This window comes from Polyangium spumosum, assembly GCF_009649845.1.
Lineage (GTDB): Bacteria > Myxococcota_A > Polyangia > Polyangiales > Polyangiaceae > Polyangium > Polyangium spumosum.
This window is the reverse complement of record NZ_WJIE01000001.1, coordinates 1,142,234-1,164,507: the sequence shown is the minus strand read 5'-3', so window position 1 is coordinate 1,164,507 and position 22,274 is coordinate 1,142,234. Positions and strand designations below refer to the sequence as shown.

At 69.8% G+C, this 22,274-nt stretch carries 16 protein-coding genes; 12 read left to right on the top strand and 4 right to left on the bottom strand.

Annotated elements, in window-relative coordinates; all coding sequences use genetic code 11:
- Positions 1-88 precede the first annotated feature (88 nt).
- From GF068_RS04895 to GF068_RS04865, 7 genes are all read left to right on the top strand, one after another.
- Complete coding sequence (locus GF068_RS04895; protein ID WP_153818077.1) at positions 89-1,549, top strand: glycogen synthase; 1,461 nt, start codon at positions 89-91, stop codon at positions 1,547-1,549.
- 167 nt (positions 1,550-1,716) lie between these two features.
- Positions 1,717-3,510: a WD40 repeat domain-containing protein gene (locus tag GF068_RS04890; protein ID WP_153818076.1), complete on the top strand. Its 1,794-nt coding sequence runs from the start codon at positions 1,717-1,719 to the stop codon at positions 3,508-3,510.
- Complete coding sequence (locus GF068_RS04885) at positions 3,507-4,928, top strand: hypothetical protein (RefSeq protein WP_153818075.1); 1,422 nt, start codon at positions 3,507-3,509, stop codon at positions 4,926-4,928. The genes GF068_RS04890 and GF068_RS04885 overlap by 4 nt, the downstream gene beginning before the upstream one ends.
- A 94-nt stretch (positions 4,929-5,022) precedes the next feature.
- Entirely contained in the window at positions 5,023-6,225 is a 1,203-nt protein-coding gene (locus GF068_RS04880; RefSeq protein WP_153818074.1) for a hypothetical protein, read from the top strand.
- Between the two features lie 26 nt (positions 6,226-6,251).
- Positions 6,252-8,825, top strand: a complete 2,574-nt coding sequence (locus GF068_RS04875; RefSeq protein ID WP_153818073.1) for a hypothetical protein — start codon at positions 6,252-6,254, stop codon at positions 8,823-8,825.
- An 84-nt stretch (positions 8,826-8,909) separates the two neighbouring features.
- On the top strand, positions 8,910-11,480 hold the full coding sequence (locus GF068_RS04870; RefSeq protein WP_153818072.1) for a hypothetical protein: 2,571 nt from the start codon (positions 8,910-8,912) through the stop codon (positions 11,478-11,480).
- A gap of 122 nt (positions 11,481-11,602) precedes the next feature.
- Positions 11,603-13,105: a L,D-transpeptidase gene (locus GF068_RS04865; protein ID WP_240806597.1), complete on the top strand. Its 1,503-nt coding sequence runs from the start codon at positions 11,603-11,605 to the stop codon at positions 13,103-13,105.
- A 9-nt stretch (positions 13,106-13,114) separates the two neighbouring features.
- Here GF068_RS04865 and GF068_RS04860 read toward each other — a convergent pair whose 3' ends face one another.
- The 3 genes from GF068_RS04860 to GF068_RS04850 all read right to left on the bottom strand — a co-directional run bounded on the left by GF068_RS04860 (position 13,115) and on the right by GF068_RS04850 (position 15,124).
- Positions 13,115-13,498, bottom strand: coding sequence for a hypothetical protein (locus tag GF068_RS04860; RefSeq protein ID WP_153818071.1), 384 nt, complete (start codon positions 13,496-13,498; stop codon positions 13,115-13,117).
- Entirely contained in the window at positions 13,495-13,932 is a 438-nt protein-coding gene (locus GF068_RS04855; protein ID WP_240806596.1) for an acyltransferase, read from the bottom strand. Before GF068_RS04855 ends, GF068_RS04860 begins: the two co-directional genes overlap by 4 nt.
- Positions 13,933-14,386: 454 nt before the next feature.
- Complete coding sequence (locus GF068_RS04850) at positions 14,387-15,124, bottom strand: hypothetical protein (protein WP_153818070.1); 738 nt, start codon at positions 15,122-15,124, stop codon at positions 14,387-14,389.
- Between the two features lie 138 nt (positions 15,125-15,262).
- Here GF068_RS04850 and GF068_RS04845 point away from each other — a divergent pair, with 138 nt between their 5' ends.
- From GF068_RS04845 to GF068_RS04825, 5 genes are all read left to right on the top strand, one after another.
- Complete coding sequence (locus GF068_RS04845) at positions 15,263-17,212, top strand: YgiQ family radical SAM protein (RefSeq protein WP_338046224.1); 1,950 nt, start codon at positions 15,263-15,265, stop codon at positions 17,210-17,212.
- Positions 17,213-17,228: 16 nt separating this feature from the next.
- The gene (locus GF068_RS04840) at positions 17,229-17,639 is read left to right on the top strand and encodes a hypothetical protein (RefSeq protein WP_153818069.1); all 411 of its coding nucleotides are present in this window, start codon (positions 17,229-17,231) and stop codon (positions 17,637-17,639) included.
- Entirely contained in the window at positions 17,636-19,264 is a 1,629-nt protein-coding gene (locus GF068_RS04835; protein ID WP_153818068.1) for an adenylate/guanylate cyclase domain-containing protein, read from the top strand. Before GF068_RS04840 ends, GF068_RS04835 begins: the two co-directional genes overlap by 4 nt.
- A gap of 118 nt (positions 19,265-19,382) precedes the next feature.
- Positions 19,383-20,477, top strand: coding sequence for an SPFH domain-containing protein (locus GF068_RS04830; protein WP_240806595.1), 1,095 nt, complete (start codon positions 19,383-19,385; stop codon positions 20,475-20,477).
- Between the two features lie 72 nt (positions 20,478-20,549).
- A complete protein-coding gene (locus GF068_RS04825; protein WP_153818066.1) occupies positions 20,550-21,200 on the top strand; it encodes an NUDIX hydrolase in 651 nt (216 codons plus the stop codon).
- A gap of 32 nt (positions 21,201-21,232) precedes the next feature.
- On the opposite strand, the gene GF068_RS04820 is transcribed toward GF068_RS04825, so the two are convergent.
- The gene (locus tag GF068_RS04820; RefSeq protein ID WP_153818065.1) at positions 21,233-22,147 is read right to left on the bottom strand and encodes a tetratricopeptide repeat protein; all 915 of its coding nucleotides are present in this window, start codon (positions 22,145-22,147) and stop codon (positions 21,233-21,235) included.
- Between the last annotated feature and the right edge of the window lie 127 nt (positions 22,148-22,274).

The window sequence follows — 22,274 nt, the reverse complement described above, 5'->3', positions numbered from 1 at the left end:
CATGGCTTGTCCATGCGAAGCCTCGAGCGGAAACCACGGACGCGAGGCGTCCCCCTCGGGACGAGACTCGTGCTACACCCGCCCGCGCATGGACATCCTCTTCGTCGCTTCCGAGATCGCGCCGATGGTGAAGGTCACCGGCCTCGCCGACGTCGTCGCGTCGCTCTCGAAGGCGCTCCGGCTCCTCGGGCACAAGGTCACCCTCGCGCTGCCGCGTTACCCTGGGATCGAAGCTTCCGGCGTCATGATCGCGCGGAGGCTGACCCCGCTCGTCCTGACGATCGGCGGCGAGCGCGTCGAGGTCACGGTCTTCGACGGGCGGCTCGGATCGGGCGTGGAGCTCGTGCTCTTCGATGTCCCGGGGCTCTTCGCCGAAGGCCCGTCACGCCTCGCCGACGAGGACGAGGGGGATCTCGCGGCCGCGCGTCGGTACGGCGTGTTCGCGCTCTCCGTCGTCGAGCTCGTCCGCCAGCGCGCGCTCGCGGGCACGCCGTTCGAGGTCGTGCACGCGCACGACTGGCCCTCGGCGCTGGTCCCGTACCTCCTGCGCGACCGCGAGGGCGACGCGCGCCCCGCCTCGGTGTTGACGATCCACGATCTCGCGCGCCAGGGCCTCTTCCCGCGCGAGGCGCTGCGGCTCATCGGCCTCGGCGACGAGCATTTCCAGCCCTCGCTCCTCGAGTTTTACGGCAAGGTGAGCTTCCTCAAGGCGGGCCTGCTCGCCGCCGACGCCATCACCACGGTGTCGCCGACGTACGCGCGCGAGATCCTCACGCCCGAGCACGGCGAGCGGCTCGACGGCGTCCTGGCCACGCGCGCGAAGGAGCACGAGATCGTCGGCATCGTGAACGGCATCGATTACGCCGTGTACAACCCGATGACCGATCCGGCGCTGCCCGCGCGGTACGACGCCGAGGACACGACGAACAAGGCGCGCTGCAAGAGCGCGTTGCTCGCCGAGCTCGGGCTCCCGATCGACATCGAGCGCCCGCTCGTCGTCTCGGTTGGCCGCATTTCGCCGCAGAAGGGCGGCGATCTGCTCGCCACCGCGTTGCCCAAGATCCTGAAGAGTGACGCCTGCGTGGTCGTGGCAGGCGCGGGAGATCGCGCGATCCTCACGAAGATCGAAGCGGCGGTCGCGAAGGCGCCCGAGCGCGCGCGTCTCCTCGGCGACGCCGCCGAACCCCTGGTGCACCGCCTCTTCGCCGCCGCCGACATCGTCGTCGTCCCCTCGCGGTACGAGCCCTGCGGCCTCGTGCAGCTCTACGCGCAGCGGTACGGCGCCTTGCCCGTCGCCTACCGGACGGGCGGCCTGCTCGACACCATCGTCGACTGCGACGCGGCCCTCGAGACCGGCACGGGGTTCCTGTACGACAAACCCACGTCGACGAGCCTGCTCGGCGCCGTGCAGCGCGCCCTCGCGGCCATGACCTCGCCCCGCTGGCCGGGGCTCCGTCGTCGCGTGATGCGCCTCGACCTCGGCTGGGATCGCCCGGCGCGCCGCTACGTGCACGTCTATCGTTCGGCCATCACGAAGCGGACCGCGTAATGCGTCGAAGGGTTTGGCGCTCAACGAAATCGCGCAGCGATTTCGCCTCGAGGGGGTGAATCGGCCGGGCTCCGCCTGGCCGAGAGGGGGACGCGAGGCGTCCCCCTTGGGACTGATGCGGCGGACGGACGCTTCGTAGTACAGTGCATGCGCCCTTCTGGGCGCCTGTGTCCCCGAACGCCGAATTCTTCGTCTCCGAACAGGGCAACATCCGCGGACCCTTGCGGCTGGAGGCGATCCGCCGCGAGATCGGATCGGGCTCGCTCAAGGACCCGCTCTTCCGCATGGAGGGGTGCAAGCGGTTCCTCCCCGGCGCCGCGTGGGATCCGCTCTCGGATCTCTTCTCCTCCCCGAGCCCGCCCGATCCGCCCGAGGGCGTGGTCGCCGAGGCGCTCCCGCGTGACCTCGCCAAGCTCGAGCCCCAGGCCCGGGACAAACTCCTCTGGTTCGTCGAGGACACCGACGGCGTCATGGGCCCCGTGACGGGCGCGTTCGTGGCGCGTGGCCTGATGACGGGCCGGATCCCCATGTCCTCGGGTGTCTCGCTCGTCAGCGTCCCCGGCTGGATCCGCGGGACGGCCGTGTTCCCGGCCGCGCTCGAAGGCGCGACCGCGATCCGCAAGCGCCCGCTCTCCACGTTCACCTGCCCCTATTGCCTCGAGCCCGTCATGGTCGGCAGCACGAGTTGCCTCATGTGCGGCGAGTTCGTGGGTATCGCGGAGCCGCGGCTCGGCGTGTCGCGCGCCTCGGGCCTCGTGCTCGGCGGGCTCGCGCTCGTGCTCGCGCCGCTGCTCGGAGGTGCGCTCTCCGTGCGGGGCGAGGGGCGCTCCGCGGGAGGCGCGATCCCCACGGCGAACGCCGCGCCCGCGCCGGCCTCGGCGAGCGCATCTGCCAGCACGAGCGCCGAGCGCGCTCCGGACGAGCCTGCGCCGCCTGCGCAGAGGCGGCTCGAAGGCAAGGTCGCGGCGCAGATCGACGTCGCGGTCGACGCCGAGGCCGTGATGCTCCTGCCGCAAGGTCACGTCGCGGTCGCGCGCCGTACGGCCTTCGACGTCGTCGATCCGAAGAGCGGCGTGGTCGTGACGAGCTCGCGCGAGGCGCAGGGCGCGCGCGTGATCGAGCGTGTCGGCGGCGCCCTCTACGCGCTCGGCCAGACGCGTATCGGCGCGCTCGAGCCCGAGAGCCTCCGCGTCTTGCGCTGGATCGAGCCCCGCGCCCCGCTCCTCCCGGGCGCCGCCGCTCCCTCGGCTGGGCTCGCGGTTTTTCCTTCGGCCGTCGATCGCAGCGTCGTCGTCGTCGGCACCGAGCATCACGTCGAGATCGCGCGTTTCCGCTTCGGGGGCGCCATCCCCTCCGCCGTCGCCCTCGACGCGGAGGGCGCCTTTGCCGTCGTTGCCGTCGCCGATCCTCGACCGCGCGCCTATCCCGACGCGATCGAGGTCTTCGCGCCTCGTGTCGCGCCGAGCGCGCAGCTCGTGCGGCGCCTCTCGCTCGTGGATCCTGTCGCGGCCGTCGCCGTCAGGTCGGGGTTTGCGTTCGTCGCGCTTGGCTCCTCGCGGCTCGCGCGTGTCGCGCTCGAAGGCAAGGGGCTGCTCGCCGCGCCCGACGTTTCTCGCGAGACCTGCGCCGATCCCGTGTTCGTCCGGGCCGCGCCTCGTACACTCGTCGTGGGTTGCAGGGCGGGCCGCGCGCTCTCGCTGCATGCGCCGGCCACGCTTGCTCAGGACACGCGCCTCGAGCTCGGCAGCCCCGTGATCGCGCTCGAGGTCTCGCCCTCCGGCGACCAGGCGCTCGTCGTCACCGGCGCGCCGTCGCCTGCGGTGTACGTCGTCGACCTCGCGACCGGCGAGCCCGTGCGTGTGGACGTCACCGACCAGGTCACGAGTGTTCGGTTCGGCAAGGACGCGGGCAGCGCGGCGGCCTTTTCGGCGCGCGCGCGGCGCGTCTGGGTGCTGCGGTGAGCAAGACCAAGTGCCCGAGGTGCGGCGCCCTCTCGATCCGGCAGGGCGCGGCGAAGTGCCCCTCCTGCCGCGCCTGGGTGAGCTCGCCCAAGCTCGCGCGCAGCCGCATGCGGCTCGGACCGCTCGGCGTCGTGCTCCTCGCGGCTGGGCTCGGCGGCTTCGGCATGCTCGCCGGCGGCGCGGCCGTCCTCGTCTCGCAAGGCCGCCTCGGCGCCTCACGCGCGCCTGCGTCGGCGTCGCCTGCGTCGTCCGCGGCCTCGCCCGCCGCGCCGACCTCGGCGAACGCCGCGCCCCCTCCTCGGGCCTCTGCGGCGCCTGGCCCGGACACCGCGCCGCCGCCGTCGTCCGAGGCGCCTCGTGCGTTCGAGGTGGCCAGGATCGTTCGTCTCGATGCACCCCCCGTGGATGTCGCCCTCGCGGACGACGCGTCGAGGCTCTTCGTGCTTTGCGAGGACGGCACGCTCCGGGCGTATGCGCTCGACTCCGGCGTGGAGAAGGCGCGGGCGCGCATTCCGGGCAAGGGCACGGCGCTCCGGCGGCTCTCGTCGGGCCGGCTCGTGGTCCTTGGTATTGCCGCGGGGCTGCCGCTCGTGGACACGGCGTCGTGGCTCTCGGGCGCGGCGCCTTCGGCGTACCTGAAGACGATCGCCGTGAAGGGCGCGCTCGACGTCGCGGCGAGCGGCGATCCACCGGTCCTCGTCGTCGCGACCTCGCAGGGGGGCCGCGTCGTCCGGCTCGCGGGGCCCTCGCTCGTGGCGGACGGCGAGCTCGTCTTCTCGACCCCGATTCGTGGCCTCGCGCCTCTGCCTTCTGCGGGCGGCGATCGGCTCCTCGTGTTGCTCGACGGGCGCGTGCCGACCGAGCCGGGGTCCGTGATCGTGCTCGATCCTGCGGCGCGACCGTTCGGCGGCGCGCGGGCTGCGTGGTCGTCGCTCCTCGAGCCGCGCGCCTCTGTGGCGCCTCGGTCTGCTTCTTCCGAGCGCGCCTTGCTCTTCGATCGGGCGACGGCGCAGGTCGTGGGTTTTTCCGTGGGCGACGAGCCGCGCCTCGCGCCGGCGGGACCGCAGCCGATCGCGGCGTTCCCGTGGTCCGGGGATCGGGCCGTGGTGATCGGGGCGGCGGGGGAGGGGACGCTCGTGTCGCTCGATCGCCGGGAGGTCCTGGCGACCGTGGCGCTCGGCGGGGTGCCCTCGTCGGCGGCGCTCTCACCGGATGGGGCGACGATCCTCGTGGCGCTCGGGGGTGGACCGCGTGGCAAGGGGGCGACGACGGTGGAGCTCGGGGGCGAGCCGCTCCGTATCGTTTCGACGCTGCAAACGGGGGAGGGATCCCACGTGGTATCCGTGGCTTCCAGTGGTCGACTCGTGGTCGTGGCGGCGTCATCGGCGCGTATCGTGACGGTCTTGCGACGTCCCTGAGGGGCGCCGATTTTTTGCGCCCAAGGCGAGCGAGATCGGCGAAACTGGCAGCGGCGTCCCGTCTCGGCGCCTTACCTTGGAGTTTTCCATGATCATGCCCGACACTTCTCTTTGCAGGAGCAAAGCTCGCTCGTACGGCCTGGCGTCGATCCTCGCGCTCGGCTTCGCGATGGTGGCGTCCGTTCCCGCGTGTCTGGACTCGCAGGGGAGCGGCCCGTCGGGGAGGCCGGACGGCGGCGCGGCGTGCACGCCGGGCGACGAGACGGACGGGAGCAGCGGCGATTGCGTGAAGATGGCGTGCGTCGACGGCGTGCTCCAGACGGTCGCCGATGACGACGACATGCCCGACGACGGCAAGGATTGCACCGTGGATAGCTGCGAGGGCACCACGCCGACGCATGTGAACAAGCCGGCGGGCGAGTCGTGCGGGATGGGCTCGAGCTGCGACGGCGTGGGCAATTGCACGTGCGCCAGCGACGCCGATTGTGGTGAGAACACCGAGTGTCGGACGTTCACCTGCGACAAGGTGTGTAAATCGACGAACGCGCCTGCGGGGACGAAGCTCACGGCCGGGCAGACCGACGGGGATTGCAAGGTCCTGCAATGTAATTCGAGCGGCGGCATCGAGGAGGTGCTCGACGCGAAGGATCCGCAGAGCGACGGCAATGATTGCACCGTGGATACCTGCGTCAACGGCGCGCCCGTGTACACGCCGGACCCTGCCGTGAAGGTGTGCGTCACGCAGGACAACCCGACGGGCACGGGCAAGTGTGACGCGGAGGGCAAGTGCCTCGGGTGCACGCAGACGTCCGAGTGTGGGAGCGGGCCCCCGTGGTACACGTGCGACGAGACCGTCAACGTGTGTTTCCGCTGCGATGACGGCGTGAAGAATGGCACCGAGACCGACGTGGATTGCGGCGGCGAGTGCATCGACAGGTGCGGGCTCGGCAAGGCATGCAAGGTCACGGCGGATTGCGCCGAGGCATGTGACAACGGTGTCTGCGTGAGTTGCTTCGACGGTGTGAAGAACGGCGGCGAAGGCGACGTCGATTGTGGTGGAATCTGCGCCGACAAGTGTGGGACGAATCAATCGTGCAACGTGCCAGCCGACTGTACGAGCGGCGTCTGCACGGGGAACAAGTGCATCGCTCCGAGCTGCAGCGATGGCGTGGCGAACGGCACGGAGACCGACGTGGATTGCGGAGGCGGCGGCGGCTGCCCGAAGTGCGGCCCCGGAAAGAAATGCAACGGCGGCGGCGATTGTCTGAATTCGTGCGTCGAAGGTACCTGTAACTGACGTCATCTGGTCGAAGGAAACTCGCCATGCCCCGCCCCCGCCTCTTTTCCACCCTCCTCGCCGCGGCCTTCGTGGCCTCTGCCCTCGTGCAGGCCACCTCCTGCGCGCTCCAGACCGACGGCTCGAAGCCCGTGGTAGACACGGTTCCTTGCGAGACCGCCGCCAATTGCAACGACAACAACGCCTGCACCGTCGACACCTGCGGCGACGCGAAAATCTGCGTCTTCACGCCGACGATGGACGGGCCGAACCCGGCCCAGACCGCGGGTGATTGCAAGCGGCTGGATTGCGCGGGCGGCGAGGAGGTCCTCGTCAACGACGCCGACGACATCCCCGACGACAACGAGCCCTGCACGGTCGACGCCTGCGTGTCCGGCGCGGCGAGTAATATACCCGTGGCCGACGGCGACGCGTGCCAGCGTGGCAACCAGACCGGCAGGTGCGAGGCGGGCGTCTGTCAGATTGCGTGCGACGCGCAGACCCCTTGCGACGACGACAACCCCTGCACGGACGACTTCTGCAACTTCGGCACGAGCACGTGCGTCTTCACGAACCTCGACGGCCTGCCCACCCCGGGCGTCACGCAGAGCCCGGGCGATTGCAAGCAGAAGCTCTGCGTGAACGGCAAGGACACGGACGTCACGGACGACACGGACGTGCCCGTCGACGTGAACCCCTGCACGGACAACGTCTGCACGAGCGGCGTGCCGTCGAACCCGAGCACGGCCTCCGGCACGTATTGCGCGCCGGGCATGCCCGAGGTCTGCGACGGCGGCGGATCGTGCGTCCAGTGCACGTTGCCCGAGCATTGCACCGGCATCGTCGAGACCGATTGCGCGAAGCGAGCCTGCGTGAACAACCAGTGCGTCGTGACGTACCTCGGCAACGAGACGACCGCAGGGCCGGCGTCGCAGATGCCGGGGGATTGCAAGCGGGCCGTCTGCAACGGGGTCGACGGCGGCACCGTGCTGGTCAACGACGACAACGACAAGCCGAACGACAACAACCCCTGCACGATCGATTTCTGCACGAACGGCCAGGCCGACTCCGATCCTGCCGCCCTGAACACGAATTGCGGCGGCTCGAACGTGTGCAACGGGGAGGGGCAATGCGTCGGGTGCACCAGCGCGGGCCAGTGCCCTGGCACCGACGATTTCTGCAAGACGCGCACCTGCAACGGTGGGGTCTGCGGGTTCAACTACAAGGCCGACGGCACGGAGACGCCGGGGCAGACGTCGGGTGATTGCAAGGTCGAGGTCTGCGACGGCGCGGGCCAGTTCGTGATCCGGCCCGATACGATGGACTTCGGCGACGACGGCAACCCGTGCACGAAGAACCAGTGCACGGCGCAGGGCAACAACTCGTATCCGAACGAGAGCTTCGGCTTCACCTGCAACGTGAACGGCGGCGACATCTGCAACGGCAATGGCCAGTGCAAGAAGTCGAGCGGCAAGAACTGCTCGGCGAACGGCGAGTGCGCGAATAGCATCTGCGCCGACGCGGTCTGCTGCAACAGCACGTGCGGCAACTCGTGCCAGGCTTGCAACGTGTCCGGCAGCCTCGGGACGTGCACGAACGTGCCGACGGGGCAGGACGATGCGCCGACATGCACGGGCGATGCGAACTCCTGCAACGGCAGTGGCCAGTGCAGGAAGGAGCAGGGCGTCAGTTGCTCGGCGAACAACGACTGCCTGTCCGGGAGCTGCGTCGACGGCGTCTGCTGCGAGAATGCGTGCACGGGCACGTGCAAGGCGTGCAACGTGGCGGAGAACGTCGGGAAATGCGTGAATGTGCCCGGTGGACAGACGGATAATGTCCCGGCGAACGCGTGCACGGGCGCGAACCAGTGCGACGGAAGCGGCAACTGCAGGAAGGTCACCGGCCAGGGGTGCGGCAACAACAACGAATGCGTGAGCGGGTTCTGCGTCGACGGCGTCTGCTGCGCCGACGGTTGTGCCGGCACGTGTATGGCGTGTAATATCGCGCCGAACCTCGGGATGTGCGTGAACGTCCCGACGGGGCAGGAGGATGGCGCTTGCTCGGGCACGCAGGCGTGTGCTGGTGGGGTTTGCAAGACCAAGAACGGCGAGACCTGCCCGGCGATGGAGTCGGATTGCCTGAGCGGGGTCTGCGCCGACAATGTCTGCTGCGAGAATGCATGCACGGGCACTTGCATGGCCTGCAACGTGTCCGGAGACGAAGGCAAGTGCATCAACGTGCCCGCGGGCCAGGACGACGATAACGGTGCGATGATGTGCACCGGACCCACGCAGTCCTGCGATGGCAATGGCGCATGCAAGCAGGACGACGGCACCGTGTGCTCCGCGGACTCCCAATGCGAGAGCAACCACTGCGTCGACAGCGTCTGCTGCGAGAGCGCGTGCGACACGGCCTGCTACCAGTGCAACAATTCGAGCAGCCTAGGCCAATGCGTGGCGATCGCGCAGATGTCGGATGACACCTTCCCCGCGAACATCTGCACGGGCACCATGACCTGCGACGGGTCGGGGACGTGCAAGCTCGACAATGGTGAGGACTGCGCCACGAACAGCGACTGCGCGAGCAACAAGTGCCCGGGTGGCATGACCTGCCAACCATGACCCGAGGCAGCCGTCGTTCGGGGGAGATGGCTGCCTCGTTCCTCTCCTACGTTTGATTTCGGAACGAAACAGAATACCCGACCGATGCCACACCGCCCCCGCGTCCTCTCCGTCCTCCTCACCACGCTCCTCTCCGCCGCCGCCATCGCCCAGATCGCCTCGTGTGGGCTCGACACCAGCGGGTCCCGACCGCCCGAGGACACGGAGGCGTGTGTCGCCGACGCGAACTGCGAGGACCAGAACCCTTGCACCATCGACGCCTGCGCCGCGGACGGGGTCTGCTCCCACGTGGCGCTCGGAGACGGTCCATTGCCGGGACAAACCGCCGGCGATTGTCAGCGGATCGACTGCGTGGCCGGCGCCGTCGTCACGATGAACGACGACGTCGACGTCGAGGACGACGGCGAGAGCTGCACGAACGACGCGTGTTCGATGGGCGCGCCGGTCCACCCTCCGGAGCCGAACGGGACGAGCTGCCTCGTCGGCGGAGCGCAGGGGACGTGCCAGGGCGGGGCGTGTCAGGTCTCGTGCGACGCGCAAACCCCCTGCGATGACGGCAATGCGTGCACGGAGGACGTCTGCAATGTGGGCATCGGCGCTTGCCTCTTCACGGACCTCGACGGCCTGCCGACGCCCGGGTACGAGTCCGTGCCCGGGGATTGCGTGCAGCGCATCTGCGTCGCGGGCGAGGACACGGCCGTCGTCGACGACACGGACGTGCCCGTCGACGTGAATCCCTGCACGCTCGACGTGTGCACGATGGGCGCCCCGACGAACCCGCCCGTGACCGCCGGCGAGCCCTGCGAGCCCGGGGAGCCCGAGGTCTGCGACGGCGCGTCGAGTTGCGTTCAATGCAACGAGCCCGCCGATTGCGTGCACCTGCCGCCGGACGACGTCTGCCAGCAGCGCACCTGCGTGAACCACGTCTGCGGGCAGACGTTCGCGGACGAGGGCACCCCGTTCTCCACCCAGACGACCGGCGATTGCAAACGTGTCGTCTGCGACGGCCTGGGCCTCACGCAAGAGGTCGCCGACGACGTGGATCTGCCGAACGACAACAACGCCTGCACGAAGAACGTCTGCACGGATGGCGCTCCGTCGTTCCCGCCCGAGGCCATCAACACGGGCTGCGGGCAGGATCTCTACTGCGACGGCGACGGGACGTGCGTCGGCTGCAACGTCGCCTCGCAATGCCAGGGCACGGACGATTTCTGCAAGGTCCGCACGTGCATCAACAACGAGTGCGGCGTGAGCCTCACCGCGGCGGGCACGGACCTGCCGGACGGCCAGACGGCCATGGATTGTAGGGTCGTCGAGTGTGACGCCCAGGGCAACATCGTTACGTCGGTCGACACGAGCGACATCCCCATCGACGGCAATGAATGCACCGACGACGTGTGCAGCGCGGCCGGCGTCCCGTCGAACCCGGACCGGCCTCTCGAGGCCGCCTGCAGCCAGGACGGGGGCACGGTCTGCGACGGCTCGGGGTCGTGCAAGAAGGCCGACGCCGAGGCGTGCGGCGGGGCCGTGGAGTGCCTGAGCGGCCATTGCGTGGACGGCGTCTGCTGCAATGTGGCCTGCGGCGACACGTGCACCGCGTGTGACGTGCCCGGCAGCGTCGGGACGTGCGTGAACGTGCCCGCCGCCGTCGAGGACGATCCCTTCTGCACGGGCGCGAACGCCTGCGACGGCGATGGCGCGTGCAAGAAGGACGACGCCGAGGCGTGCGTGAACGCCGACGAATGCGTGAGCGGCTCCTGCGCGGACGGCGTTTGCTGCGACATTGCCTGCGATACCGCGTGCGAGCATTGCAACCTGCCGGGCACCATCGGCATTTGCACGATGATCACCTCCGTGGAGGACACGAGCCCCGCGGACATCTGCGCGGGGACGCGGTCGTGCGACGCGACGGGCGTTTGCCGATCGAAGGACGGTGACGGTTGCCTCGTCCCTGACGATTGCCTCGGCGGGTTCTGCGTCGATGGGGTCTGCTGCGACACGGCGTGCGTGGGCACGTGCCAGGCGTGCTCGGCGGTGAAGACGGGCGGCCCCAACGGCATCTGCGCCCCGATCCCCCCGGGCGTGGACCCGGACACGGAGTGCCCGGCGAACAATGTGTGCAGCGGCGCGGGTACGTGCGTCGCCAACCCCGGCGAGAGTTGCCTGAGCGACGCCGTATGCGCGAGCGGCCATTGCGTGGACGGCGTCTGCTGCGACAGCGCTTGCATGGGCACGTGCGAGGCGTGCTCGACCGACAAGAAGGGCAGCGGCGACGACGGCGTCTGCGGGCCGATCGCGAAGGGCGCCGATCCGGACATGGAGTGCACGATGCCGGGCGTGTGCGACGGCGCGGGGATGTGCATCGCCGATATCGGCGAGGCGTGCGCGAACGACGCCGCGTGCGGCAACGGCACCTGCGTGGATGGCTTCTGCTGCGCCACGGCCTGCGACGTCGATTGTTACTCCTGCGGCCTCGACGGGACGGAGGGCCAATGTTTGCCGGTCCCGGCGAACGAGAACGACGGCACCTGCGCCGCAGCGGATTTCAAGATTTGCGACGGCGCGGGGACGTGCCTCGGCGCCGCGGGCTTCACGTGCAAAGTCAACGAGAATTGCCTGTCCGGCAAATGCGTGGACGAGGTGTGCGAGCCGTGAGCCAGGTTCTTTAGAGCCCCCCCGCCCGCCTCCCCGTAACCCGACCCACCTCCCCTACATATCCCCTCGTCAAGACGTTGCCCGAGACGCGCGTTCGTCCTAAGCAGCGGCGAACCTCCCTGATGTCCCTCTGCGCGCGTCCCTCTCGAAGGCCTGCGCTCCTCGCCCTGCTGCTCGCTCTCCCGGGCTGCGGCAACGTCGAGGATCCGCCGGGGCGCGTCCTCGATCGGCCCCCCGCCGCCCCGACGCTCGAGCTCCCCGGCGCGCCCGCGCCGATCGTCGAAGAGGACAAACGCGCTGGGGAAGACCTCGAGCCGGGCCGCGGCGCCAAGATCGGCAGCATCGCGATGCGGACCTGGATCTACGTCGCGCCCGACGACCGATCGACCAAGCTCGGCTACCTCCGCGCAGGCGCCGTCGTCGATCGCGCCGAAACATCCGCCGGCACCCGGCGCTGCGAGGGCGGCTGGTACCGCATCGCGCCGCGCGGCTACGTCTGCGTCGGCAAAGGCGCGACGCTCTCGCTCGACCATCAGGTCATCCAGGCCGCCCTGCGTGGACCCGACCGCGACGCCACGTTGCCCTACGCCTATGTGATGTCGCGCTCCCGCGCGCCGCATCTCTACTTCCGCCTGCCCACCGAGAAGGATCAGCGCCGCGTCGAGGGCCCCACCGTGCGCGAGCACGTCCGCCTCGCCATCCCGCCCAAGGTCCCGCTCGACGCCGTGCCCGCGTTCCTCGCCGAGGGCCGCGACTTGCCGAAGCCCTACGGCGCCGTCGAGCCGCTCCGCTACTCCGTTCACGCCGGCCGCGCGAAGCAGGAGTCCGCCTTCGGGCTCGTCACGGCCTTCGAGTGGACCGACCGCAAGTTCGGCCTCACGACCGAGCTCGACCTCATCCCGCTCGATCGCACGAAGCCCGCGAAGATCAGCTCGCTCCACGGCGCGGTCGTGGACAACCCCGGCGGCCTGCCCGCCATCGTGACGAGCCACGGCGCGGCGAAGCTCGTCCCGGACGCGGACGGCCGGATGCACGAGAAGGGCGTCGTGCCGTGGCGATCCGGCGTCGTCCTCACGGGCAACACGAAGGGCGGCGAGCGCGGACTGTGGGAGACGACCGAGGGGTTCTGGTTACCCGCCGCGACGATGTTGATCGCGACGCCGCGCGAGGATCCGATCGGGCACGCGCGCGCGGGCAAGAAGTGGATCGACGTCTCGATCAAGAAGCAGCTCCTCGTGGCGTACGAGGGGACGCAGCCGGTGTTCGCGACGCTCGTGTCCACGGGGCGCGGCGGGATGAGTGATCCCGAGAAGACGACAGCGACGGTGCGGGGCGTGTTTTACGTACACGCGAAGCACGTCTCCGGGACGATGGACGGCGAGGAAGGCTCGGACTCGTTCGACCTGCGCGACGTGCCCTACATCCAGTACTTCCACGAGGGCTACGCGCTGCACGGCGCCTACTGGCACGACGAGTTCGGCAAGCCGCGGAGCCACGGCTGCGTGAACCTCGCCCCGGCCGACGCGAAATGGCTCTTCGACTGGACCGATCCCCCCGTCCCGCCGGAATGGCACGGCGCTGTCAACCTCGAAGGGGGTACGTTGGTCTGGACCCACGCCGGATGAAGCGGCGCCCTAGAACGTGAAGTGGGCCGACGCGCCAAACGGGCCGAGGGAGACCACCGCGCGGCTACGTTCGACCTGTCCGACGATGAACACCGGGATGCCCGCGACGAACATGGCGCCGCCGACGCCCATGAGGACGGTCGGAAAGACCCAGGACGACTTGGCGCAGGGGACACACGCGGCGCGGTCGGCGTTCTCGTTCGCGACGTAGAGGCCCGCGCCGAGGCCACCGACGACCGCGCCGCTCACCATCAAGGCGATCCCGCCCGTGATCTTGGAGCGGCCCGGGTTCGGCGGGGGCTCGAGCGCGCTCGCGTCGCGCGCCCCGAGCCAGGAGACGACGAGCCCGAGCCCCGCCGCGAGCGAGAGGCGACGCGCGCGCCGCCCTCTCATTTACATTGCGCGGGCGCGCCGGCGCCCTTCAGCATGGCGCGGACCGCGCTGAGCGCCTGCCGGCCCTGCGGCGAGTTGACCAGGCCGTCACACACACCGGCGGCGGCCAGGTACGTGCCCTTCTGGTCGAGCGGGGCCGAGTTCGCGTTGCTCCGGAGCGCAGAGCAGCAGGCGCGGATGCCCGTCGGGTCGAAGCTGCCGCCGGTGACCTTCTTGCCCGCGTCCGCGTCCGCGTCGTCCGCGGCGTCCGAGCCCGCGTCCTCTTCGACGACGAGCTTCTCCGGCGTGGGGGCCGGCGTCGGCGTGGGGGCCGGCGTCGCGACGGGCGCGGGCGGGGTTTCTTCTTCCTTGTTGCCGCAGCCGTTGGCCACGAGGGCCAGCGCGATCGGAAGCACGGCAGCGCAGAGGGCGGTGATGTAACGCGATTGGTTCATGATGATCCTGGAAGTATCCCGGTTCGCTCGGACCTGGCGAACTTTTGTTGCGTCCGTCCGCCGAACGATGTTTGGACGAAACCCAAGGGGACCGCAAGAGGCAGGTGAGCCCCGAACGTGCCCGCTACGCCGTCGGCAGGGGCGCGGGGGGGAAGGTCTTCTCCCCGGTCCCCGGCCGATCGGACCTCGGAGGCGTCGCCTTCCCTTGGAAACCCGCGCGATCGGTGATGGTCCAGGGCGCCGACCCCCTCGACGCACGGCGGACCGCTCGTCCGAGGCATGGCCGTCCTCCCCGGACCACGCCCGGACGGACCCGGCCCATGACGAAGACCACCCCCGAGGCGTGATCTCCGGAGCGTCGGGGGGAAGGCGACCACGCCGAGGTGCGATCGTTCGGGCGTGAGGGTGATCGGGATGCCCCCGAGGTCCGATCGGTCGGACCTGGAGGTGAGGGTCAAGGGGTCATCGGCGCGATGGGCGCGGGGGCAGAGGCCTTCTTGGCCGCGAGGGCGTCGGCGCGCATCTGGGCGAGCTCGTCGAAGAGCCCGAAGACCTGCGCGTCGAGGTCCCTCGGTAGGGCCTTGTTCATGGTGATCTCGTCGCCGAGCGCCGCGCGGAAGCGGCCCAGGACTGCCAGGATCCCGGTCCGGAGCTTGCCAGCCTGGCTGCGTGATCCCGTGTCCGCGTCGGCTCGTTGGCCGAGGAGGAAGCCGATCTGCTCGCCCGCGCCGACATACCCCGCCGCCCAATCGAGCAGCGTGAGCCCCTCCGCGATGGGGATGAGCTGGAGGTCGGACTTCAGGGTATCGAGCTGCTTTCGATGATCGATCGCGGCGTGGACCTCTTGCACGTACGTCGCCTGGAGGTCGTCGAGCTGCGGAATGAACGCGGCCCGGATACGCGCGGCCGCGGCGCGCACGGGCGCAGAGACATTCGGGCATCGTACGTATGCCTCGGTGAGGTGCCAGATGGCCGCGCCAAAGCCGTCGTGATCGTCGTCGACCTCCGCAATCGTTTCGGCGAGCGGCTTGCCCCCCGTGAGGGCGGCGGGGAGCGCGTCGAGTTGTTGCTTCTTCTCCAGGAGAATGGGCTCGTACATCTTGCCAGCGCTGGAGAGGACCAGCACCGGATGACGTTCGCCGAAGAGGTTGGCGAGCGCGACCTTGAGGGCCGCGAGGGAGAGGTATTTCATGCGAGCGGACGCTACACCGGACGAAGCGGAAGCGGAAGCGGAAGCGGGAGCGGGAGCGGGAGCGGGAGCGGGGAAAAACGCGAATGCGTCGCCGTCGGCGCTGACGCGCGGGCCGGGGCAGGCTAGGGTCACGGGGCCGTGACCATCGTCCAGATTCGCAAAAGCGCCCACGCGTCGGGTCGTGACCTCCGCCGTTTCCTGCCCACGACCCGCGCCGAGATGGAGGCCCGCGGCTGGGACGAGCTCGACGTCCTGCTCGTGAACGGCGACGCCTACGTCGACCACCCCGCGTTCGGCGCGGCCCTGATCGGCCGCTTCCTCGAGGCGCGGGGCTTCCGCGTGGGGATCGTCTCGCAGCCGGACTGGCGCACGACGGACGACCTCCTGCGGATGGGCGCGCCGCGGCTCTTCGTGGGCATCACGGCGGGCAACATGGACAGCATGTTGAACAAGCTCACGGCGCAGAAGAAGGTCCGGAGCGAGGATCAGTACTCGCCGGGCGGGCGCACGGGGCTCCGGCCGAACCGGGCGACGATCGTCTACGGCAACCTCTGCCGCCGCGCCTTCCCGGGCGTGCCGCTCGTGCTCGGCGGGATCGAGGCCTCGCTCCGGCGGATCGCGCACTACGATTACTGGTCGGACCAGGTGCGCAGGAGCGTGCTGCTCGACGCGAAGGCAGACCTGCTCATCTTCGGGATGGGCGAGCGGCCGGTCTGGGAGGTCGCCGACAGGTTACGCAAGGGCGAGAGCATCCGCGATCTGCGGGACGTGCGGGGGACGGCGTACGTGCTCCGCAAGGGCGAGTGGGAGGACGTCGAGCCGAGCCGGTTCGTCGGCGACGGCAAGGCCGTGATCCTGCCGAGTTACGAGGAGGTCCTGCGGGACAAGGAGGCGTTCGCCGAGATGAGCCGGCGCTTCCAGTACGAGACGAACCCGGGCAACGGGCGGCCGATCGTGCAGCCCCACGGCGAGGAGGCGGTCTACTTCAATCCGCCCGCGATCCCGCTCGAGACGAAGGACATGGACGCGCTCTACGACCTGCCCTTCGCGCGCGCGGCCCATTACACGTATTCGGAGAAGATCCCCGCGTTCGAGACGGTGAAGCATTCGATCGTGACGATGCGCGGCTGCTTCGGGGGCTGCACGTTCTGCTCGATCACGGAGCACGAGGGGCGCGTCATTCAATCACGCTCGGCCGAGAGCGTCCTGAAGGAGATCCGCGCGCTGCGCCGGATGGACGATTTCCGCGGCTCCATCTCCGACCTCGGCGGCCCCACGGCCAACATGTACATGATGAAATGCAAGGACCCGGCGATCGAGAGCAAATGCCGGCGGCTCTCGTGCGTGCACCCCGGGGTCTGCGAGAACCTCGAGACGGATCACGGTCCGCTGCTCGATCTGATGCGCGCCGTGCGCGAGAGCGAGGGCGTGAAGAAGGTCTTCATCGCCTCGGGGATCCGGTACGACCTCGCCGAGCGCTCGCCGGAGTTCATCGAGGAGCTCGCGCAATGGCACACGGGCGGCCAGCTCTCGGTCGCGCCCGAGCACTCGAAGAAGGACGTGCTCGACAGGATGAAGAAGCCGGGCATCGAGAGCTACGAGCGCTTCGCCGAGCAGTTCCAGTGCGCCAGCGAGGAGGCGGGGAAGAACCAGTTCCTCGTGCCCTACTTCATCTCGGGGCACCCGGGCTCGTCGCTCCGGGACATGGTGGACCTCGCGCTCTGGCTGAAGAAGAAGGGGATGCGGCCGCGGCAGGTGCAGGACTTCATCCCGACGCCGATGTCGATGGCGACGTGTATGTACCACGCGGGCGTCGATCCCTTCACGAAGAAGCCCGTGTACACGGCCAAGGACATGCACGAGAAGCGGCTCCAGAAGGCGCTCCTGCTCTACTGGGATCCGGCCCACCACGACGAGGCGCGGGAGGCGTTGATCAAGGCGGGGCGGGCGGATCTCATCGGATCGAAGCCGTTTTGCCTGGTCCCGCCCGCGACGGGGAAGGGCTCGATGCCGATCGCGATGCGGCGCGCGCGGGCCGAGCGCTCCTGCAAGCCAAAGGGACGGAAGGCGCCCGAGGTTCGTCGCTGACTTCGCGGGAGGCTCTTTGCAGATTCGCTCGTTCAAGCTGCGCGCCCGGGACCACCACGTGCGCGTGGTGCCCGCGACGGATCACGAGGGGTGCCCGTTCTCGGGGCCCGGGGTCGATCTGCGCGGGGAGCGGGCCGAACAGGCCCTCGAAGCGGCCGGCCCGCTCTTCGCGGCGCTCGCCGCCTTCGAGCCCGGCGTCGTGATCCGTTCGCTCTCGTTTGATCTCGAGCGAGGCCGGCTCCTCGCGACGCTCGAGCCGACCACGCCCGAGAGAGACGCGCGTCCCCGCGTGGTGCGCATCGACGGCGGCCCCGCGCTGCAAACCCTCTTGCCACTCATCGCGTCGCTCGCGACATCCCTCTCCGCGATCGCGACGCCGGTGCTGGCGGCGCGCCCGAAGGATCACGAGCAGAGGGAGGACCGATGACGGAGGCGCTGGCGACGACGCCCGGGAAGACCGCCGCGGAGGGGAGCGATCTCGGGCGGCTCCTGCATCGCCGCCTGATCCTCATCTACCTCTACGCCTCGCTCGCGGCGACGGGCACGGGCGCGCTCTTCTACCTGTTCGGCCTCGACTTCAGCACCTACCAGAAGCAGCTCGTCCTCGGCTTGCTCGCGCCGCTCGCCGCGCTGCCGCAGCTCATCGCCGACATCTCGCTCATCGGGCGGCACGTCGCGCCGATCCGCGCGTTCTTCGTGGCGCTCGGTGGTCCTCGGGTGAAGGAGCTCGCGGCGCCGGCGCTCGCGCGGGCCTTGAACCTGCCGCTCTACACGGCGGCGCGCGTGCTCTTCGTGCACGCGCCGATCCTCGCCGTGTCCATGACGGTGCTCTGCCTGCTCGCGAACCGCTGGCTCGCGCTCGGCCTCGCGCCCTGGCAGTTCGCCCTCGTCTACGCGACGATCGTGGTCTTCGCCGCGGGCCACGCGATCTACGAGTACTTCGCCGTGAAGACGGCGGTGCGGCCCGTGCTCTCGCACATCCGCGCGCACGTGGACGAGGCGACACGCGACGCGGTCCCGCACGTGCGGCCGCTCGAGATTCGCACGCAGCTCCTCTTCGTGTTCGCGTTCGTCGCGTGTGTGCCGCTCGCCGCGCTCGGGTTCACGGTGATGCTGAAGCTCGATCGCCTGCTCGAGCAGATCGGGATGCTCGATGCCTCGTGGATCGAGACGCCGCTCGGGCTCTGGGTGCTGCTGCTCGTGGTCGGCGGATCGAGCGTGGCGCTTTTCCTCGCGACCATGCTCTCGCGTGACCTCGCGTCCTCGGCCGAGGGGCTCGTCGAGGCCATGCGGCGCGTCGAGCGAGGCGAGGTGTCGGCGGAGCTCGTGGTGGCCTCGACGGACGAGTTCGCCGAGGCGTACCGCGGCTTCAACCGGATGACGCACGGGCTCGTTGAGCGCGAGCGGCTGCGCGACGCGTTCGGGAGGTACGTGGCGCCCGAGCTCGCCGAGCAGGTGATGAAGCACGGCGTCTCCATGGGCGGGAGCCTCGTGCGCGCGACGGTGATCTTCGCCGACATCCGCGGGTTCACCTCGCTCTCGGAGCAGATGCCGCCCGTGGAGGTCGTGAGCCTCCTGAACCGGTACTTCGCCGCGGTGAGCCCGCCGATCCGCGCCGAGGGCGGGTTCATCAACAAGTTCGGCGGCGACAGCCTGCTCGCGGTCTTCGGCGCGCCCGTGCCAGCGCCGGACCACGCCGAACGCGCGGCCCGCGCGGCGCTCGGGGTGCGCGCGGCGCTCGCCCGGTTCAACGAGCAAGAGGTGGCCGAGGGGCGCAAGGCGCTCGGGATCGGGATCGGCGTACACACGGGCGAGATGGTGGCCGGCAGCGTGGGCAGCCCCGATCGGATGGAGTACACGGTGATCGGCGACGTCGTGAACGTGGCGGCGCGGATCCAGGGCCTCACCAAGGAGCTCGGGACGGACATCCTGCTCAGCGAAGCGGCCTACGAGCGCGTGAAGGACATCGTGACGGCGCGGCCGATGCCGCCGGTGTCGGTGCGAGGCAAGGCGGCGCCGATCGTGGTGTACGCGGCCGTCGATCCGAGCTGAGCTCCGAAACGGAGCGCCGCGCTCCGGAATGGAGCACGCGCGCGCGACAGGGCGCGTCACAAAGGGCTAAAAGCGCCGCATGTTGGCGCTGGCGCGGCGGTTGCTCTCACGGGGTGGCATGCGAACGATCCCGAACTTCGGCCGTGTCACCGCAGAGCCGCACGAGTTTCTGATCCTGATCCGCGACGGGAAGGTCAAGCGCTCGGGCCAGGGCGTGAGCGTCTTCAAGTGGCCCTCGGACAGCGTCACGTTGATCCCCACCACCATCCAGAAGCTCCAGTTCCGCGCCGATCAGGTGACGCTGGAGAAGGCGGGCGTGGAGGTGACGGGCCTCGCGGTCTACCGCATCGTCGAGCCGCTGCTCGCGTACCGGATGATCGATCGAGATCGCGACGGGCTCACCGACATCCTGCGCGAGATGTTCGTCGGCGCCACGCGGCGCATCGTCGCGGGCCTCGGCCTCGAGGAGTGCCTCACGCACCGGAAGGAGCGCGTGGCCGCCGCGCTGATGGCCGAGATCGCGCCCGTGCTCGCGGGCGAGGGCAGCCAGGAGGACGGGACGAGCACGGGCTGGGGCGTGGTGATCGACACGATCGAGATCCAGGACGTGAAGGTGCTCTCGCAGGAGGTCTTCACGCGGCTGCAGGCTCCGTACCGGGAAAAACTCGCGCTCGAGGCGCTACGCGCGAAGGAGGAGGTCGCGGTGGAGGAGAACAGGCTCGCGTTCGAGCGCAAGCGCGCGGCGGAGGACGCGCGGCGCGCGATCATGGCCGAGGAGGAGGCGCGTATCGCGGCCGAGCGGAGGCGGGAGATGCAAGCGCTCGAGCACAAGCAGGCGCTCGTGCGGCGGGCCCACGAGGAGGAGCTCCTGCGCGCGCGCGAGCGAGCGGAGGCCGAGCAAGCGGAGGCGCGTATCGCGCTCGAGACGCGTCGCGCCGCGGCCGAGCTCGAGGCCGAGATCGAGGCGAAGAAGCGCAGCGTGCCGGAGCTCGGTGAGGCGCGGCTGCAAGAGATCATGCTGACCGAGACGCTCCCGTCGATCGCGAACGCGTTCCGCGCCTCGTTCGATCGCGTGAACGTGACCACGACGGACGGGAGCTTGTTGTCGTTCCTGTCGGCGGGCCTCGATCAGGTGATGGATGTGGCCCGCGCGCGCGGCGCGCCGCTCCCGGGCCTCGGCAAGAGCGAGGCGCGCGAGGGCCAGAACGATTGACCGCCGTGGTCCTGTTCTGCTCCCTTGAGATCGCGCGCGCGTGCTGCCCGTTCGCCCGCGCGCTCGCCGCTCATGCCGATCTCCCCTGATGACGTACGCCGCGCCCTCCTCGGTTTGCCCGCGAAGGACAGCCCGTGGATCTCGATGTTGCAGGCGGAAGCGCGCTCCGCGGCGGTCGCGATCCCGATCCGCTTCGAGCCCGAGCCCGTGGTGATCGCGATCCTGCGGTCGGCGGTTCTACGCGAGCACCCGAGCCAGGTGGCGTTCCCCGGCGGCAAACGAGAGCCGGACGACGTGGATCTCTACGCGACGGCGCTGCGCGAGATGGACGAGGAGGTGGGGCTCGCAGGCGAGGGGATCACGCGGCTCGGTGAGCTCACGGCGACGCCGACGTACAACGGTCGTTACTTGATCCACCCGTACGTCGTGGCCGTCGACGCGGCGCTCGCGCCGGTGGCGTGTTCGTCGGAGATCGCGCGGATCCTCGAGCTGCCGCTCGGCGCGTACCTGCGCGGCGAGGAGCCCATCCGGGGCGTGATGGTGCCGTGGCGGGGAGGGGAGATCCTGATGCCGCACTTCGCGCTCGGGTCGTGTGTGCTCTACGGCGCGAGCGCGGTGATCTTCCACGAGCTCGTCGCGCAGATCGCGGACGGGATCGGGGCGACGCTGCCGCCGCCGATCCTGCAACGCGAGATGCCCTGGGGGGATCGAGAACCCGTTTGAGGACAAACGGGTCGTTCGTCAGAACGAGCTCGTCAGAACGAACCGTGCACGAAGACGCCGCTCATGCCGGGGCCGACGGTGGGCGTGACGCGAACGCCGCTCGACTTCTGCTCGTCCTGCGGCTTGGGCTTGTTGAAGAGCAGCTCCCACACGAGGCCACCCGCGACCGCCGCGCCGCCGACGCCGAGCGCGATCTTGCCGATGAGCGCCTGCGACTGCCCGCGCGTGGCCTGGTTGTACGCCGTCGCGTTGTCCCCGCACCACCACTGGCCCGAGCCTGTTTTTTCCACGAGGTTCAGCGAGCCGGCCTTGTTGTTCTCGACCTCGTAGCACTTGCCGTCGCCCTTCGCGCCGCTCACGTTGCCGAGGCCGATCGGCAAGAGGATCGCGCCAGCGATGAGGGCCGCGCCGCCGACGCCGACCGTCACCCACGGGGCGATCCCGTAAGGCTTCACGGGCGGAGGCGGCGGGAGCTCGGGGCGCACCGTAGACGTGACCGTCGGGGCCGCAGAGGCCGTCGCGCTCGCCGTCGGCGCCTGGCTCTGCTGAAGGTCCTTCAGGTTCTTGATGCGGGTCTCGATCTTCGCCGCGTCCGACGCGTTCGGCGAGCGCTGGAGGTAGGCCTCGAGCGCGAAGATCGCGTTCTGACGATCGCCGAGTTTTTCGTAGGCGTTGGCGATGTTCTGCAGCGTGCCGACTGCGTTGCAGTCGAGGTTGAAGACATCCCGCCAGTACTGGATCGCTCGAGCGTACTCACCACGCTCGTAGAACTGCCGTGCGGCCTTGTGTGCGCCTTTGGCGCCTTCGATGTCCTCTTCGGTCGCCGTTCGGTTGCACTGGCCGGCGAACGGATTCTGCGGGCCATCGGCCATGGCCATGCCCGTCGCCAGGGTCACCCCGACGACCAGCCCGACCAGAGATACCCCCTGCGCGCGCGTTCCCCACATGCGGTATTCGTCCTTCGTACCGAGCATAATGGCATGTGCCGCCGTCCGCGAAAAAAAGCGCGAACACGGTGAGCAAGATGCCGTCGATCCCGCATCTTCGGGCCCCCCCGGCTCCCGCCCGCCCCCC

Excerpts from the sequence above, each read along its gene's own strand:
- GF068_RS04865 (WP_240806597.1), top strand. The coding sequence starts at position 11,603 with ATGTCCCTCTGCGCGCGTCCCTCTCGAAGGCCTGCGCTCCTCGCCCTG.
- GF068_RS04875 (WP_153818073.1), top strand. The coding sequence starts at position 6,252 with ATGCCCCGCCCCCGCCTCTTTTCCACCCTCCTCGCCGCGGCCTTCGTG.
- GF068_RS04825 (WP_153818066.1), top strand. The coding sequence starts at position 20,550 with ATGCCGATCTCCCCTGATGACGTACGCCGCGCCCTCCTCGGTTTGCCC.
- GF068_RS04895 (WP_153818077.1), top strand. The coding sequence starts at position 89 with ATGGACATCCTCTTCGTCGCTTCCGAGATCGCGCCGATGGTGAAGGTC.
- GF068_RS04860 (WP_153818071.1), bottom strand. The coding sequence starts at position 13,498 with ATGAGAGGGCGGCGCGCGCGTCGCCTCTCGCTCGCGGCGGGGCTCGGG.
- GF068_RS04830 (WP_240806595.1), top strand. The coding sequence starts at position 19,383 with ATGCGAACGATCCCGAACTTCGGCCGTGTCACCGCAGAGCCGCACGAG.
- GF068_RS04880 (WP_153818074.1), top strand. The coding sequence starts at position 5,023 with ATGCCCGACACTTCTCTTTGCAGGAGCAAAGCTCGCTCGTACGGCCTG.
- GF068_RS04855 (WP_240806596.1), bottom strand. The coding sequence starts at position 13,932 with ATGAACCAATCGCGTTACATCACCGCCCTCTGCGCTGCCGTGCTTCCG.
- GF068_RS04870 (WP_153818072.1), top strand. The coding sequence starts at position 8,910 with ATGCCACACCGCCCCCGCGTCCTCTCCGTCCTCCTCACCACGCTCCTC.
- GF068_RS04850 (WP_153818070.1), bottom strand. The coding sequence starts at position 15,124 with ATGAAATACCTCTCCCTCGCGGCCCTCAAGGTCGCGCTCGCCAACCTC.
- GF068_RS04820 (WP_153818065.1), bottom strand. The coding sequence starts at position 22,147 with ATGTGGGGAACGCGCGCGCAGGGGGTATCTCTGGTCGGGCTGGTCGTC.
- GF068_RS04835 (WP_153818068.1), top strand. The coding sequence starts at position 17,636 with ATGACGGAGGCGCTGGCGACGACGCCCGGGAAGACCGCCGCGGAGGGG.